This window comes from Agaribacter marinus (assembly GCF_030160655.1).
GTDB classification, from domain to species: Bacteria; Pseudomonadota; Gammaproteobacteria; order Enterobacterales; family Alteromonadaceae; genus Glaciecola; species Glaciecola marina.
Genome location: NZ_BSOT01000005.1, coordinates 2,005,538 through 2,022,372, shown reverse-complemented (window position 1 = coordinate 2,022,372; position 16,835 = coordinate 2,005,538). Strand labels below are relative to the sequence as shown.

Below are 16,835 nucleotides of genomic sequence, written 5' to 3'. Positions count from 1 at the left end.
TTTACCAAGTACCAGTATTCTCCATTTCTTGCCAAGGCGAACGAGGCGCTAACGCGTCTCCTTTTTGCAATAACTCGATTGAAATACCGTCAGGCGAGCGAATAAATGCCATATGACCGTCTCTTGGGGGGCGGTTTATTGTTATGCCATTGTCTTGTAAAAACGTACAAGTGTCATATATATTGGTGACCTCATAGGCAAGATGACCGAAATTTCGGCCGTCGTCGTAGTCTTCGGTGTCCCAGTTGTATGTTAATTCCAGTAGAGGAGATTCTGTCGCCTTTGATTGCTCGGCATCGTCTGGGGCTGCAAGGTATATCAAACTAAATTTTCCTTGCTCACTTTCATAGCGTTTAACTTCTTTTAACCTTAGTAAATCGCAATAAAAGTGTAGAGAAGCATGAAGATCTTTTACTCGTACCATCGTATGGAGAAAGCGCATATTTATTCCTTGCGTTGAATTTATTTTTCTATCCAGATGGTCTAAGAGTATAAATAAGTTCAAAGCAAAATGAAAAAGACGTTTTATAAACAAATCAACAGGAATAAATAAAATAATGAAATATTCAACACTAGGAAGCTCGGGTTTAGATGTTTCTCGCGTTTGTTTAGGTTCAATGACCTGGGGGATTCAAAATACACAATCCGATGCTGATCAGCAAATAGCGTATGCGCTTGAGTGCGGTGTTAATTTTATTGATACAGCGGAGATGTATCCTATTCCGCCAAACGACGAAACCTATGGTGATACAGAGCGAATTATTGGCGATTGGTTGAGTCGAAATGCAAGTAAACGTAAAGATATTGTTTTAGCATCTAAAATTGCGGGACCCGGTTTTGAGTATATTCGTGGTGGGTCTGAAATATCCGGTAATACCATTCCTAAGGCACTTGATGACTCTTTACTTCGGCTGCAAACCGATTACATCGATGTTTATCAGCTACATTGGCCGAGTAGAAGCACACCGCATTTTGGGACGCATTGGCCAAATGATCTAAAGCCAACAGCTGTAAATACAGCGCTTGAACGAGATACAATGAGAGACATTGTTGTGGCGATTGGAAAGGCCATAAAGTCAGGAAAAATTCGTCATTGGGGCCTTTCTGACGACACAACCTGGGGAATACATACCTACATAAACCTTTGTAAAGAACTCGACGTGCCATTGCCAGTATCCATTCAAAATGAATTTAGTTTGGCCCATGCTAAAGATAGCCCATATTTAATTGAAAGTTGTGTATTTGAGAACATTGCCTATTTACCTTGGTCACCATTAGCAACGGGTTTGTTGTCGGGTAAATATCTTAATGGGGGGCGTCCAAAGGGTAGTCGCTGGACCTTAGGTCACCGCCATGGTTTATTTAGAGATACTGAGCAATCACAAGCAGCGGTTGCGGCATACTGCCAAGTGGCGCAAAAACATAAAATGACTCCAAGCCAATTAGCACTGGCTTGGTGTGACCAAGTGGACGGAGTAACATCCACAATCATTGGCGCGACAACAGTGACTCAACTGCGGGAAAACATTGCGGCATTTGACATCGAATTATCCGAAGATTGTCTTCAGGATATACACGACGTTTTTAAACAATTTCCGGTGCCATTTTAATAAAAGCGTCATAATTTAAGGGTAAAACAAGTTCATCAACTTACAGGTAGTAAAGTTATGAGCTCGTCCTTACAAGAAGCAAATCCAAATATATTGATGCAAACGTTGCCCAAGCCTATGCGTTGGGCTTTGCTATTCATATTAGTATTTGCAATGTTGACGGCAGTTAGCTTAATTGGCGGCGGTTTTAAAACTGCCACTCAAGAACATGCAAATCAACTTTTCGACTTTGCGTCTAATCCTTTTCTAGGTTTAATCATTGGGATGGTAGCTACGGCTCTCATTCAATCTTCTAGTACGGTATCGTCTGTTATTGTCGCAATGGTAGCGGGTGGTTTGCCTATAGAAATTGCAATCCCAATGATGATGGGGGCAAATATCGGCACGAGTATTACAAATACAATTGTGAGCCTTGGTCACATTGGAAACAAGGAAGAGTTTCAGCGCGCATTTAACGCGGCGACTATTCATGACTTTTTTAATATTTTCGCGGTACTGATTTTCCTGCCTCTCGAAATGACATTCGGCATGTTAGAGTCATTAAGTGCAATGTTAGTGGCTATCTTTTCTACTGGCGCCACTGCAGGCGTCGACGGTTTTAATCCGATAAAGGCAGTCACAGGACCAATTATTGGGTTAATAACGTATGTTACTACACAGCTACCGACTATTTATGACGGTATAGCGCGTATCTTGATTGGCTTAGCATTAATTGTTTTATCTATCACATGGATGGGTAAAATCATGAAGTCTCTGATGGTAGGGCGTGCACGTGAAATTCTCCAAAATAGCCTAGGACGTGGGGCTGTGTCAGGTATTACTTCGGGTACGTTTGTGACTGTACTTGTGCAGTCTAGCTCAACTACAACATCGTTAATGGTACCACTAGTGGGTAACGGTATTGTGACAGCTAGAGCCATTTATCCTTTTACATTAGGTGCTAATATAGGCACCTGCATAACTGCACTTATAGCGGCGCTATCGATCACAGGACCAAATGCTGGTTTAGCGCTCCAGATTGCATTTGTGCATTTTTGCTATAACGTACTAGCTGTTTTGGTTATTTATGGCTTAGCGTTTATTAGAGAATGGCCACCTAATTTGTCGTATCAACTCTCCCTTAAAGTCGCCGAACAAAAAGCCTATGGATTGGCTTATATTGTTGGCGTGTTTTTCGTTGTTCCTTTGGCCGCGGTAATTTTTTTGGCCTAACGCAACAATAAAGAATATGAGTATGTCCGCCTTTAATTAGGCGAAAAGTCTTCAAATTTTAAAATTCCGTTAAAAAAATAGAAATATCTGTAAAAACCTAGTTAAGCAATGGACTTGTTTATGTAAAAATAAGCGACAACAACTAGGCAAGTATGCCTAGGACTTAATGTAGTCCTTAAAGTTTTTACTTGGAGATCAGATTTGAGCGCTAAAATATATCCTGTACCTTCTGCATTGCAGCAGGGAACTTACGTAAGTGACGCGGACTATCAAGCAATGTATAACGCGTCAATTGAGAATCCAGAGCAATTTTGGACGGAACAGTTGGATAGGCTTGATTGGTTTACACGGCCCACAAAAATTAAAAACACAAATTTTAGTGCAGATGCTTGTCAAATCAAATGGTTTGAAGATGGCGAGTTAAATGCAAGCTACAATTGCATTGATAGACATTTAGAGAGCAACGCCAATAAGGTTGCTTTATATTGGGAGGGAGATGAACCCGGTAACGCCCAAAAGATAAGCTATCAAACATTACATGACGAAGTGTGTAAGTTAGCCAATGGCTTAAAATCACTCGGTGTAAAGAAAGGTGATTGCGTTGCGATATATATGCCGATGGTACCTCAAGCAGCATATGCAATGCTTGCATGCGCAAGAGTTGGCGCTATTCATTCAGTTATTTTTGGCGGGTTTTCACCTAATGCTATTGCCGACCGAATTAACGATAGCGATGCAAAAGTCATTATTACTTGCGATGAAGGTCGTAGAGCGGGTCGTATCATCCCATTAAAAGAAAACGTTGATGAAGCTTTAGCAGATAATGCCTGTCCAAGTATTAGTGCTGTACTGTGTTATAAGCTGACAAATGCTGACGTTAATTGGGACGATACTTATGATGTCGATTGGGTAACGCTTACTGAATCGCAGTCTAGTACGTGCACGCCAGAAAAAATGAATGCAGAAGACCCGCTGTTCATTCTTTACACGTCTGGGTCCACTGGACAGCCAAAAGGTGTTGTACACACAACGGGTGGGTACCTGCTAAACGCTACGCTTACATTTAAATATGTATTTGACTATAAACCTGATGACGTATTTTGGTGTGGGGCAGATGTTGGTTGGATAACTGGTCATAGCTACATGGTTTACGGCCCGTTGTCTAACGGCGTATCACAAGTATTTTTTGAAGGTGTACCGACTTATCCTGATATTAGGCGTATTGCTCAAGTAGTTGAAAAATATAAGGTAAATCAACTCTATACTGCGCCGACCGCCATTCGTGCATTGATGGCACACGGTGATAAACCCGCTGAAGGCTGTGACTTATCTTCTCTTCGTATTTTGGGGTCGGTTGGAGAGCCAATAAATCCAGAAGCATGGGAATGGTATTATCGTGTGATTGGGCAATCTCGCTGTCCTATTGTTGATACATGGTGGCAAACAGAAACGGGCGGCATTATGATTTCACCACTCCCCACAGCAACCGCGCTAAAGCCTGGCTCTGCAACGCGCCCCTTGTTTGGCATTATACCTGCTCTATTCGACGCTGACGGCAATGAGCTTGAAGGTGTAAGTGAAGGAAATTTAGTAGTCAAAGATAGCTGGCCCAGTCAAGCGAGAACTGTGTATGGCAATCATCAGCGCTTTATTGAGACCTACTTCAGTGCTTATCCAAATGTCTATTTTACGGGTGACGGTGCCCGCAGAGATGAAGATGGCTACTATTGGATTACTGGCCGTGTTGACGATGTGCTTAATGTTTCAGGGCATCGTCTAGGTACTGCAGAAATTGAATCTGCTCTGGTGGCACATAAAAATATTGCTGAAGCCGCAGTCGTCGGTTATCCCCATGATTTAAAAGGGCAGGGTATTTATGTTTATGTCATGGCAAACGAAGGCATTGAAGCCAGCGATGAATTAAGCATTGAATTACGTGATTGGGTCAGAAAAGAACTGAGTCCAATTGCCATGCCAGATCTAATCCAGTGGACCACGGGCTTACCAAAAACCCGATCTGGTAAAATCATGCGTCGAATATTACGTAAAATCGCGGCGAATGAGCATCAACAATTGGGCGACACGTCGACGCTTGCAGATCCATCTGTCGTTGACTCTCTTATCGAGGAACGCCTAAATAAAGGTTAAAATTCCGTCAAAAGGTGGGGAACTACCCACCTTTGTCTCATATGCCTTGTTCCAAATATTAGCTAGTATAAGTCCAAATTTTATAACGATGGATACTAGGCAAACATTTAATGAGAACTCTGCTTATCGCTGATGATCATCCCTTGTATCGAGAAGCGATGAAAAATACTCTACTAAACGAATATTCATCGTTACATATTATTGAATCGGTAAACGTAAAAAACACACTTGAATTGTTGGATGGCGCCTCGGTTAGTTTGTTACTACTTGATTTATATATGCCTGATAGTACTGATTTACATGGTTTTTTGCGTATTCAAAAAGAATATCCTGATCTGCCAATTGTGGTAGTTTCAGCCGTCGACGATATTTTACTTATCTCTAAAGTAATGCGTTTTGGTGCACGAGGGTTTATCCCGAAAACGTCTAAAGTTGAGGACATTGTGGATGCAATTGATACAATTTTTAAGGGACAGATTTGGTTGCCCAAGGAGATTTCAAAACAAACTGCGCTATTAGACAAAGAGTTCACTGAGCTTGTGGACAAGGTCGCAGAGCTAACGCCCGCCCAATACAACGTTCTATGTTGCATGAGAGGAGGGCTATTGAATAAACAGATTGGATATCAATTGAACATTGCCGAGGCTACGGTAAAAGCGCACGTAACGGCGACATTCAAAAAGTTAGGGATAAACAATCGTACTCAAGCCGTCATGATTGCATCAAAACTTAATCTTGAAATGCCACCGCTTAAAGCTTGATTGCAAATTGAGCCTTGATATCTATCTTATCCATTCGTATTTTCGCTTTCTGAAATAAATCATTTGTTACATATTAGCAACAAAAATCGATTTGAATTTACATGATTCTTTAACTATGCTTAATTAACATAGCGTTGTTAATGAGGTAAGCATATGACACGTTTGTTACTTGTTTTAAGTAGTATTTTGTTCCTTTCCGCATGCACGTCTACATCATTCTTAAGTAAAAAATCACCCATCTTAAATGATAAAGCGTTTGAAACAGCTAGCGATTTTAACGTCGAAACGCCTGAAGAAATATTTGCTCTTTCTGATGATGCGGTAAATTTTGTCAAGCGAGTCACGCAAAGTGAAACCACTGATTTTGGTAAAATGTCAGCATTAGTGTTTGCTATTTTTGATCGTGCAGACCTTGATTTGGGTTATTCTGCAGAAGCAAATACTGTTGCATCGGATACCTTTGCCAATGGCGCTGCTAATTGCTTGTCTTTAACTGTCATGGCTTATTCTATGGCGGATTACTTGCATATTGATGCACGTTTCCAAGACGTTCAAATACCTGAGTTTTGGACGTTTCGGCAAGGCGAATCTATCATTAACAGGCACATCAATTTAAGAGTAAAGAAGCCAGCTAGGCGATTTATTCCTTCTATGGTTAATGGAGACCTAATTGTCGATTTTGACCCCTCTCGCAATGCAAAAAAGTTCGACTCTGTTGAATTGACTAAACGCCAAATTGTTTCGTATTTTTACAATAACAAAGGTGCGGAACACTTGATTAACGGTGAGTCTGCCAAAGCTTTCGCCTATTACAAAGCTGCTTTAGAAGCGGATCCCAAGAATGAAGGTGCCTGGTTAAACTTAGGTGTACTATATAGTCGTAATGATATGTTGGAACACGCTGAAGAAGCGTATTTACATGCTACATCATTAAAGTCTAATTACTTATCAGCGCTAGAAAATTTGGCCAATATATATAAGAGAACCGATCGACTTGAAGCGTCTAAGTCACTAGAGGCACGGCTACATAAGAAACGATTAAAAAACCCCTACTATCATTCTATGTTAGCTGAACATGCGCTTATCGAAGAGAAGCCGAGCGATGCAATCGTTCACTACAAACAGGCGATTAAACTAAATAACCGCCCTCATGAATTTTATTTTGGTTTAGCAAAAGCCTATTATGCGATTGGTGATTTTAGTCGCTCTAGCGATGCATTGAAAAAAGCCAGAATGCGGTCAAATGACAGGCGTACTAGCGAGCAATACTCTCGTAAGATATCGTTGCTCGCCTATAACCATTAATTTTTACGAGTACTTTAGAGTACGCCTAATTCGCGCAGTCGCTCCTGTAAATAGCTTTCAGCGGTGTAGTTGTCTGAAAGCACGACATCTGGCCGAGGGTGCAGAAACAATGGCAACGAAATGCGTGCTTTAGTGACGTCAGTACCTACAGGGTTAATCACTCTGTGGGTGGTAGACGGAAAATAACTTCCCGATGCTTCTTGCAACATATCACCAATATTAACGATTAAATTACCAAAATCAGACGGCACATCTAGCCATGTGCCATCCTTCGCTTTAACTTGTAAGCCCGGTTCATTTGCAGCTGGTAAAATAGTAATTAAATTAATGTCTTCATGAGCAGCGGCTCTTATCGCATCAGGCTCTTCATCGCCTGACAGCGGCGGGTAATGTAAAATACGCAACAGTGTTTGTTCACTGCCGTTGATCATATTAGATAAGGGTTCTCTATAATGCGTACTAACGTTCTTTGGAGAATGCGCTTCAATCCAATTTAACAATTGTGCAGCTAATGTTAAGGTATCTTTGTAATATCCATCAATTTCAGCTTTTAATTCATCTGGGCATTGGCCCCAAGGGTAATAGTGATAATACTCTTTTATGTCCTTTTTCTTGAATCCCTTGGCGACTTCAGAGACGGTTTGCGGAAAAAAGCCGTCTTGAGTGCCTTTGTTATATAAGTATGAATCTTTGTTTTCACTATTAAAGAATGTTTCCCAGTGAGTATATATATCACTTACACGCTGCTGTGAAATGGGATGATTTTTTAGTACGCCAAAACCGGTTTGGCGTAACGATTCGACAAATTCTTTTGCTGCGTTGGGTGAGTTAAAATCAACCGCTTCTAATTTCATAGGTGTTACCTCCCTATTTTTATGTATCTTTCGTTTACGCTAAGGACAGGAAAATGCCAGCAAGCGCCGCACTCATCAGATTTGCTAGCGTTGCGGCAAATACTGCTTTTAAGCCTAAATTGGCAATGTCTTTTCGTCTACTCGGTGCCATTGCACCAATGCCACCCATCAATATCGCGATAGATGATAAGTTGGCAAACCCGCAAAGCGCAAAGGTAATAATGGCTTGTGTGCCCTCAGATAATTGATCTTTATAAGTAACAAAGTCAGAGTAGGCAACAAACTCATTTAACACAATTTTTTGTCCAATAAATCCGCCAGCCAATTGCGCCTCATGCCAAGGTATACCAATTAACCATGCTAAGGGCTGAAATACATATCCAAGCAACTGTTGGATCGTCAGGTCATCATATCCAAATAAACCGCCAAAATAGCCTAAAATACCGTTGAGCATGGCAATTAGCGCGATAAAAGCTAATAGCATTGCCCCCACATTTACCGCTAATTTCATCCCTGACGCCGCGCCACTGGCTGCAGCATCGAACACGTTTGCGTAGTCATCAGATTCAGACGTAACGTCGGACAAAGATTGATTAGGTGTGTCTGTTTCGGGTTCAAGAATTTTGGCCATCATTAAACCAGCAGGGGCTGCCATAAAACTTGCAGCGAGCAGGTATTTTAGTTCAACACCCATACCCGAATAACCAGCCATTATAGAACCCGCTACCGACGCAAGCCCACCAACCATCACAGCAAATAATTCAGAGCGAGTCATTGTGGGAATGAACGGCTTGACAATTAGCGGTGCTTCGGTTTGCCCAACAAAGATATTTGCCGCCGCAGACATCGATTCAGGGTTACTGGTGCCAAGCAATTTTTTTAGGCCACCACCAATGATTTTAATGACAAATCCCATGATCCCTAAGTAGTACAATACTGAAATAAGGGCTGAAAAGAAAATGATGACAGGGAGCACATTGACCGCAAATACAAACCCTAGTGAAAAGTTACCTAAAGGGCCGAATACAAACTCGATACCGGCTTTACTGTAATCAATCACATTCTGTACAAAAACAGTAATGCTATTTAATACATTTACCCCGATGCTCGTATAAAGCACAAAGCCACCAATAACTGCTTGCAGCGCAAATGCACCACCGACCGCACGCCAGCTAATCGCTTTCTTATTTTTTGACATCAGGATGGCTAGGCCAAATAAAACAATAATACCTAAGATACTAACCATGTATAAGACTTCCATTTTGTGGGTTGAGTAAGAACGCACTTACAACGTCGACGGCTAAATGATTTTCACCGCCGTGAGGAATGATAAGGTCTGCGAAATTTTTACTGGGTTCGATAAATTTGTGATACATCGGTTTAACAGTCGTTTCGTATTGCTTAGCCACCGACTCAATTGTTCTGCCACGTTCTTGAGTATCGCGCAGCATTCTGCGCATCAAACATACGTCGGGTGCCGTATCAACAAACACCTTAAGATCAAAATAGTCAAATAAGTGCACTTGAGTTAGCAGCATAATTCCTTCAATAATAATGATCGGCGCTTGTTTAATTGTTTCAAATTCTTTCAAGCGGGTATGCGTTTTGTAACAGTAAGACGGATATTGAATCGGCTTATTGCCTAATAATTGTGATAAGTGGTCAGCGAGCAGGTCGTGTTCAAATGCATCGGGGTGATCGTAATTAGTATCTGCGCGTTTTTCGACAGATATATGATCTTGCGCTTTGTAATAGTGATCTTCTTGAAGTACAAGAATCTCTTGATTGTTCTGTCCTAGTTTTAAACAAAGGTTTTGGGTAAACAAAGACTTACCAGAACCTGAAGCGCCTGATATAGCTATTATTATTGGCTTTTGCATAGATTTCTATTCTTCATGTGGTTAGACCAACTTTACAACTTACTGCTTGCGCAAGCAAATACATGCGGCGCATTGTGCTTTATTAGCGTAATTCTGTTCAATAAACAGTCAAATTAAAGTGGACCATTTGGTTAAGTTACATAAATATGAAGATGGTAATTTTGCAATAAAAATGTCATATTGTGCGTGGACAATCTGCCCACCAAAACTGAAAAACTAAAATAATTCAGACAACGAAAACAATAAATATATTTAAAATTCATAGGGAAAATCATGTTATCAAAGACCAAACTCAGCAAACTGGCTGTTGCTGTTGCTTTATCTGTCGGTTTGTCGACGACCGCCATAGCTAATAGTGGACAGTCTTCCGCAATGCGCGGTGTTGTTGTCGGACCCAGCGGTAATCCAGCACCCGATGCCACAATAACCATAATTCACAACGCTTCAGGTACGGTTAAGACAGTTAACGCGAACAGCGATGGCGCCTTTTCAGCCAGAGGGCTTCGTGTAGGTGGCCCTTACACGATTACAATTTCTTCAGATACGTTTCAAGGGCAGGTCATTGATGACGTGTTTGTTAGCCTAAATGATACATTCGAACTAAACACTCAGTTAACGCCAAAACAAAGTCTAGAAAAAATAACGGTTGTGGGATCTAGAGACTTTTTTGCAAATAGCGGCGCAAACTCCAGCTTTGGGGAAGACTATATTAATAGTGTAGCTACTGTGAATCGCGACTTAAAGGATGTTATTCGCGCCAACCCGCTTGCTGTTGTGGATCCATCCGGTGAAACCTTGAGCATCGCGGGTAGTAACCCAAAATTCAATGCGGTGACAATTGACGGTGTGGGCATCAATGATACCTTTGGTTTGCAAGGAAACGGTTATCCAACCAATAGGCCGCCAATATCGCTTGATGCTGTTGAGCAAGTATCCGTTGAATTTGCACCGTTCAAAGCTCGAGCGGGTGAATTTAGTGGCGGTAATATAAACGTGGTTACTAAATCCGGTACTAACGAAATTAGTGGTTCTGTGTTTTACGAACAGTTCCCCACTGCAGGCGATGCCGTTGATGACAGAATTTCAGAGAATGAGTTTGAGGTTGACAATAAAGAAGAGTCTTATGGCTTCACTTTTGGCGCACCAATCATAAAAGACAAGCTATTCGTTTTTGCATCCTATGAGAAATTTGAAGAAGACATCGTACTTGATTTCAATCCGTCAACTTATCCTGCTGAAGTTATTGAAGAAGTAAACAGAGTGGCAGATATTTTAAACTCAACCTACGGGATTTCGGATGCAATCGGTGGTGCACCTGCGCCGGATGAGGACACTAAGTTACTTATAAAATTGGATTGGAACATAAGCGAAAATCACCGTGCTGACTTTACCTATAGCGATCAGGATGGAAGCAGCGCTGAAGCATTCAATGACGACCCAGATGAAGTAAGGTTTGCGTCTAATGCGTGGACAAGAGAGCAAACCAATACATTTTACACGGCGCATTTGTATTCTGATTGGACAGATGTTTTTTCTTCGGAGTTTAGCCTGTCATATAAAGAGTTTGAACAAGCGTCAATTACAAATTCTTCTCTCGGTGAAGTTAATGTGAGGGGGGAGAGTGGTGTTGACTTTATCATTGGGCAAGATGAGTTTCGTCATGCAAATGAATTAGGCAATGAAGTATTGAGTATCGGGTTTCATGCAAACTATTTTCCCAATGAAGTTGAATACAACTTTGGTGTTGAAGTAGAGAAAACGAACAACTTTAACTTGTTTGTTGAAGATTCTGATGGCGTTTGGGGATTTGATTCATTGGCAAGTTTTGAGAATAGAACGCCAGAAGAGTTTGTTTATGGCAACGCCTTCACAAATAACCCCAATGACGCTTCTTACGATGTAGAAACTATGCAAACGGTACTATATGCGGATGCCACATTTGACCTTTTTGAGGATTTCACTGTTACTGCAGGTTTACGTTACGAGCATCTTTCAGCCGACGGCTCTCCTAATTTAAACGCCAACTTTGTTAACACCTATGGCTTCGAAAACACTGAAAACTTAGACGGGTTTGATATATTGCTCCCGCGTATCGGTTTTGAATGGGATGCTAGTGAAAATGTTACAGTGCGAGGTGGTGTAGGCCGCTTTAGTGGTGGTTTCCCATTGGTGTGGGTGGCGAATGCGTATACAGTTGACGGAGTTACCATTGATAGCGTTGAATTTGATGATGTAAGCGGCGCTGATGTCAACTTTAACGCAATTCCACAACGTGCTGTAGACGCTTTAGTTCAAGGTGCAGGCAATACTAACTCAATAGATCCCGACTTTGAAATGCCGTCAGATTGGCGTTATCAAATTGCCACCGACGTTGTATTTGACATTCCGTCATTGGGTGAGGATTTCGCATGGTCAACGGAGTTTATCTACGTGGATAAGCAGGATGGCGCTTACTGGATTGATTTGTCTCGTGTAGATAACGGGAGACGCACGGTCGATGGTGGACGGATTATCTGGGATAACGTTTATGACAACACCGATTTCGCCGGAAACCATGACATTCAGTTAACCAACTCTGATGATGCTGGTGAAAGTTTAATTTTTACAACGTCCTTGAGCAAGATTTGGGACAATGGGATCTCATTTTCAGGATCGTATACCAACCAAGATATCACTGAAGCAAATCCAGGCACTAGTTCACGTGCGATTTCAAACTATCAGTTTGAAGTGGTAGAAAACAGAAACACGCCTTTAGTAGATACGGCATTTTATGAAATTGAGCATAGACTCGTGTTTAATTTTGGCTATAAAACCGAGTTGTTTGCTGGCTATGAGACCAACGTTAACTTGTTTTTTGAAAGACGTTCAGGGCGTCCATTTTCGTGGACACTTGGCGCATTTAGAGATGGTGATCTTGGCGATCAGTCAGACTTAGATGATTCTGATGTTTATTTACCTTATATTCCTACGGGTCCAAACGATCCTGCTGTCGACTTTTCTGCAGGTTTAAGTTACGAAGAAATCGCAGCGGTGTTTGAGCAAGCTGGCTTAACCGGCACTCCTGGTGGATTTGGTGGCAAGTATGATTCAACTCAACCGTGGGTAACCACGAGTGACTTATACGTTTCGCAAGAAATTCCTGGCTTTACAGAAGAGCACAAAGGGCTTGTATATTTTACCATTGCAAATTTTGCAAATTTCTTGAACGATGATTGGGGTAAATTTTATGACTTTAGATTTCCGCAACAAATTATCGTGGATTATGATGTCAATGATGCAGGTCAATACGTTTATCAAGAGCGCTTCAGAGGTACTGATACCCGTAACTTTAATCAGTTTAATGTTGAAGAGTCAGCATGGCGATTAAAAATCGGTGTGAAGTATACGTTCTAGAAAATCGAATTTATACGATGTAAGTTAGGCGGCTTCTCTTTTGAGAAGCCGCTTTTTTTTCGTGCATTATATAATTTTGCATCATTACGGTGTGGATACCCATTCGATGGACTGCAGATATTCGAAATAGCACCAGCACGCATGGGAATAGAAAGTAAACATAATTTCCGTTATTCTAAATCAGCTACTATATTTGTTGTGCACATTTGTCGCATAGATTGACAGTTTTATGGTGATTGTTTGCAAATATGAAAACTAGACCATTTGGTTAAGTTACATAAACGTGAATATAGTAATTCTGTAATAAAAGTGTCATATTATGCGAGGACAATCTGCCCGTAAAAAAAATAATCTATAACTGATTGATAAACACATTAATAAACAAATAGGGAAACAAACATGCGTGCGAAGAACACATTCAGCAAAATAGCTGTTGCTGTTGCTTTGTCAGTGGGGCTATCAACCGCTGCAATGGCACAATCAACCACCTCCTCAATTAAAGGTAGTGTTGCAACTGAATCAGGCACTATCTATTCAAATGCGACAATCACTATTATTCATACACCGTCTGGTACTGCTTCGACGGCAACAACTAACGAAAATGGCTCTTTCTCAGCACGTGGTTTACGTGTTGGTGGTCCATATACGATTGTTGTTACAGGCGACGGTTTTGCACCGGTACAAGTGGATGACGTTTATTTGTCACTTGACCAAGCCTTGTCTTTACCAGTTACCGTTGAATCAAGTACGCAAACAGAAGTAATTGCGGTTATTGGTTCTGCAACGGCGACAGCAGGCTTTTCAAACGATGGATTAAGTACTAGCCTTGGTCTTGAAGCATTAAATCAAGTGGCGTCAATTGACCGTGACATAACTGATGCAGCGGCGCAAAACCCTTTTGCGGCGGTTAACTTCGCGAACGACGCGAAAGCCTTAACGATTGCAGGTGCAAACAACCGTTTCAACTCATTGACAGTTGACGGTGTAGCGTTAAATGACCGTTTTGGTTTGAATGACAATGGTTTCCCTACGCAGCGCTCGCCAATTTCTTTTGACGCGATCGAGTCTTTGTCTATCCTGACGGCACCGTTTGACGTTGAGTATAATGGTTTTACTGGCGGTACTGTAAATGCAGTAACAAAATCAGGTACTAATGAATTTCATGGTTCATTCAGCTACTTTACCACTGACGATTCACTCATTGGTGATAAAAGCCGTGATGATAACCTAGATTTTACATTTGAGGAAGAAACTTTTGTTGCTACCCTTGGCGGTCCAATCATCAAAGATAAATTATTCTTCTTTGTAGCTTACGATACGTATGAAGAAACTGCACCACTTCGCGATGGCCCTGTGGGTTCTGGTGCACTAAACATCGAACCTAATATAACCCTTGATGACGTAGCTCAGGTCAGACAAATCGTGTCTGATGTATGGGGTTTCGATATCGGTGGGTTCGAAAAAGCGCCAGCGGAAGATGAGAAAATTCTCGCGAATATCGATTGGAACATCAATGATGACCACCGTGCGAAGTTTACTTATCTATCGACTGATGGTAATACCATTCGTGAGCAACGCGGTAACAACTTTACCGTCTTCGGTGATACGCTGGGTGCGTCATCTGCGTGGTATGACCGTTCTGAAAAAATTGAGAGCTATATTGCACACGTATTTTCTGATTGGACAGCAGACTTTTCGACACAATTTAAGATTGCTAGCACAAGTCAAAAAACGGGTCAAAACTCTTTGAATGGCGCAGAGTTTCCTAATTTTGCTGTTTTCTTACGTGAAGTAGATGGAGATTCAACCTATTTGTCGATTGGCCCTGATCGGTTCCGTCATGGTAACGAGTTAAGTCAAGACTTTTTAACGGTTAAGTTTGCAGCAGAATACGTTGTTGGTGATCATATCCTTAAAGCAGGTTTTGAACGTGAAGAAGTGGACGTAAACAACTTGTTTGCGCAAAACTCAGAAGGCTCTTATGCTTTTGATAGTATTGAAGACTTGCGCAACGCCACAGCATCAGAGTTACTATATAACAATGCCGTAACCAATAATGAAAACGACCTTAGAGCGATTTGGGGATATAACTCAAACTCCTTGTACGTACAAGATTCTTGGGATGTAAATCCGTATTTAGTGCTTGATTTTGGTTTACGTTATGACTGGTTTGAATCAGAAGGCTCAATTAGAGAAAATCAGAACTTTGTTAACCGTTATGGTTATTCAAATACTACTGATATTGATGGTTTAGATTTAGTACTCCCTAGATTTTCATTCGAATGGTTAGCGACTGATGACATCACTGTTCGTGGTGGTATCGGGCGTTTCTCTGGTGGTTCACCAGCTGTATGGATTTCGAATAGTTACTCTAATGACGGTGTAATTTCGGATAGCTCTAATGCTTCTGGTGTGATTAATGTACCTACTACGCCAGACGCTTCTACAGGGCAGTATATTCCTCAAGATGTTCTTAATACGCTTGCAACTAAAGCTACTGATGGTTCTGTAAATGCACTTAGCCCTGACTTTGAGATTCCTACCACATGGAAGTTCAGTTTAGGTGCGGCTTATTATGTTGACTTACCAGTACTGGGTGACGGTTGGTTGTTCTCAGCAGACTTCTTGTACAACAAGTTAGAGAACTCATCGTATTGGTTTGACCAACGTTGTGTTAGCCCGTTACCAAATGTGACGGCGCCAGATGGTCGCGGTGTGTATGACTGTGCAGGGGCACCTGAAGCCATTGTGATTGGCTCATTTGACGATGGTGGTAAAGGTCAGCTTATTGCCTTGTCGGCAACAAATGACTGGGAAACAGAGGCTGGTAACTTTGATATGTTCTTCAGCTATACCAATGCTGATGTACAAGATATTGGTTATGGCACAGAAGCAACGGCAACATCCAACTACTCTGATTTTGCAGCTTTCGACCGTCAACAACCAAGTGAAGGCATTTCAAACTTCCAAACAGAACACCTCTTTAAGTTGCGTTTCAACTGGTCTAAAGAATTCTTCAGTGGTTACGAAAGCAAAGTATCTATGTTTGCCACTCGTCGTTCGGGTCAGCCATACAGCTATACGTTTGATGAAAACAACGCCTGTGTGCTTGAATTTGAAGGCGGCGTTTTTGGTGGTATTGACAGTCGCGGCCGCCAAGGACGTTGTGCTCGCGAAAGTCGTCATGACAACGCGGGTCACTTGTTCTATGTACCTTCTGGTCCAAATGATCCCTTGTTCTCGTCAGCTTCATTTGGTGGCGATGCAGCTACGCAACAAGCGTTCTTTGATTACATCAATAATTCTGAGCTAGCTCAATACGCTGGTGGTATCGCGCCACGTAACGGTGATAATTCAAGTTGGACTACATTGGTAAATGTAAGATTCCAGCAAGAGTTGCCAGCATTCCATGAAGACCATAGTTTAGTCGTGACACTAGATATTGAGAACTTCGGTAATCTTTTGAATGATGACTGGGGTCGTGTAGAGCGCACCAGAGCAGACTTTGACCGTAATGTTGCTTCTGCCGTTATCGACAATGGACAGTACAGGTACCTTAGATTTAATAATCAAGACCGCATAGAAAACCTTGAATTATTAGCTCAATCTGTTTGGCAGGTTCAGTTTGGCATCAACTATAAATTCTAATTTGATGCAATTAAGTTGATTAAA

11 protein-coding genes are annotated in these 16,835 nt (G+C 41.5%); 7 read left to right on the top strand and 4 right to left on the bottom strand.

Translation table 11 applies throughout. From position 1 onward, the window contains the following. Position 1: 1 nt before the first annotated feature. The gene (locus tag QQK00_RS10470) at positions 2–442 is read right to left on the bottom strand and encodes a VOC family protein (RefSeq protein ID WP_284217455.1); all 441 of its coding nucleotides are present in this window, start codon (positions 440–442) and stop codon (positions 2–4) included. A gap of 115 nt (positions 443–557) precedes the next feature. Here QQK00_RS10470 and QQK00_RS10465 point away from each other — a divergent pair, with 115 nt between their 5' ends. The 5 genes from QQK00_RS10465 to QQK00_RS10445 all read left to right on the top strand — a co-directional run bounded on the left by QQK00_RS10465 (position 558) and on the right by QQK00_RS10445 (position 7,036). Next, positions 558–1,610 (top strand): aldo/keto reductase, encoded by a 1,053-nt coding sequence (locus tag QQK00_RS10465; RefSeq protein WP_284217454.1) that lies wholly within the window; start codon positions 558–560, stop codon positions 1,608–1,610. 96 nt (positions 1,611–1,706) lie between these two features. Further along, positions 1,707–2,822, top strand: a complete 1,116-nt coding sequence (locus tag QQK00_RS10460) for a Na/Pi symporter (RefSeq protein ID WP_284217595.1) — start codon at positions 1,707–1,709, stop codon at positions 2,820–2,822. Between the two features lie 201 nt (positions 2,823–3,023). Next, positions 3,024–4,970 carry an acetate--CoA ligase gene (gene acs / locus QQK00_RS10455; protein WP_284217453.1) on the top strand — a complete coding sequence of 649 codons (1,947 nt, stop codon included), beginning with the start codon at positions 3,024–3,026 and terminating at the stop codon, positions 4,968–4,970. Positions 4,971–5,080: 110 nt separating this feature from the next. Then, the gene (locus tag QQK00_RS10450; RefSeq protein WP_284217452.1) at positions 5,081–5,731 is read left to right on the top strand and encodes a response regulator transcription factor; all 651 of its coding nucleotides are present in this window, start codon (positions 5,081–5,083) and stop codon (positions 5,729–5,731) included. A 153-nt stretch (positions 5,732–5,884) separates the two neighbouring features. Next, positions 5,885–7,036: a tetratricopeptide repeat protein gene (locus tag QQK00_RS10445; protein ID WP_284217451.1), complete on the top strand. Its 1,152-nt coding sequence runs from the start codon at positions 5,885–5,887 to the stop codon at positions 7,034–7,036. A 14-nt stretch (positions 7,037–7,050) separates the two neighbouring features. On the opposite strand, the gene QQK00_RS10440 is transcribed toward QQK00_RS10445, so the two are convergent. Genes QQK00_RS10440 through udk form a run of 3 tightly spaced genes read right to left on the bottom strand, consistent with a single transcriptional unit; the run spans position 7,051 to position 9,770 of the window. Next, on the bottom strand, positions 7,051–7,890 hold the full coding sequence (locus QQK00_RS10440; RefSeq protein ID WP_284217450.1) for a 2OG-Fe(II) oxygenase family protein: 840 nt from the start codon (positions 7,888–7,890) through the stop codon (positions 7,051–7,053). A 34-nt stretch (positions 7,891–7,924) separates the two neighbouring features. After that, positions 7,925–9,136 carry a NupC/NupG family nucleoside CNT transporter gene (locus QQK00_RS10435; RefSeq protein WP_284217449.1) on the bottom strand — a complete coding sequence of 404 codons (1,212 nt, stop codon included), beginning with the start codon at positions 9,134–9,136 and terminating at the stop codon, positions 7,925–7,927. After that, complete coding sequence (udk, locus tag QQK00_RS10430; RefSeq protein WP_284217448.1) at positions 9,129–9,770, bottom strand: uridine kinase; 642 nt, start codon at positions 9,768–9,770, stop codon at positions 9,129–9,131. The genes QQK00_RS10435 and udk overlap by 8 nt, the downstream gene beginning before the upstream one ends. Before the next feature lie 273 nt (positions 9,771–10,043). Here udk and QQK00_RS10425 point away from each other — a divergent pair, with 273 nt between their 5' ends. Further along, on the top strand, positions 10,044–13,163 hold the full coding sequence (locus tag QQK00_RS10425) for a TonB-dependent receptor (protein ID WP_284217447.1): 3,120 nt from the start codon (positions 10,044–10,046) through the stop codon (positions 13,161–13,163). A gap of 399 nt (positions 13,164–13,562) precedes the next feature. Next, positions 13,563–16,811 (top strand): TonB-dependent receptor, encoded by a 3,249-nt coding sequence (locus QQK00_RS10420; protein WP_284217446.1) that lies wholly within the window; start codon positions 13,563–13,565, stop codon positions 16,809–16,811. The last annotated feature ends 24 nt before the right edge of the window (positions 16,812–16,835 follow it).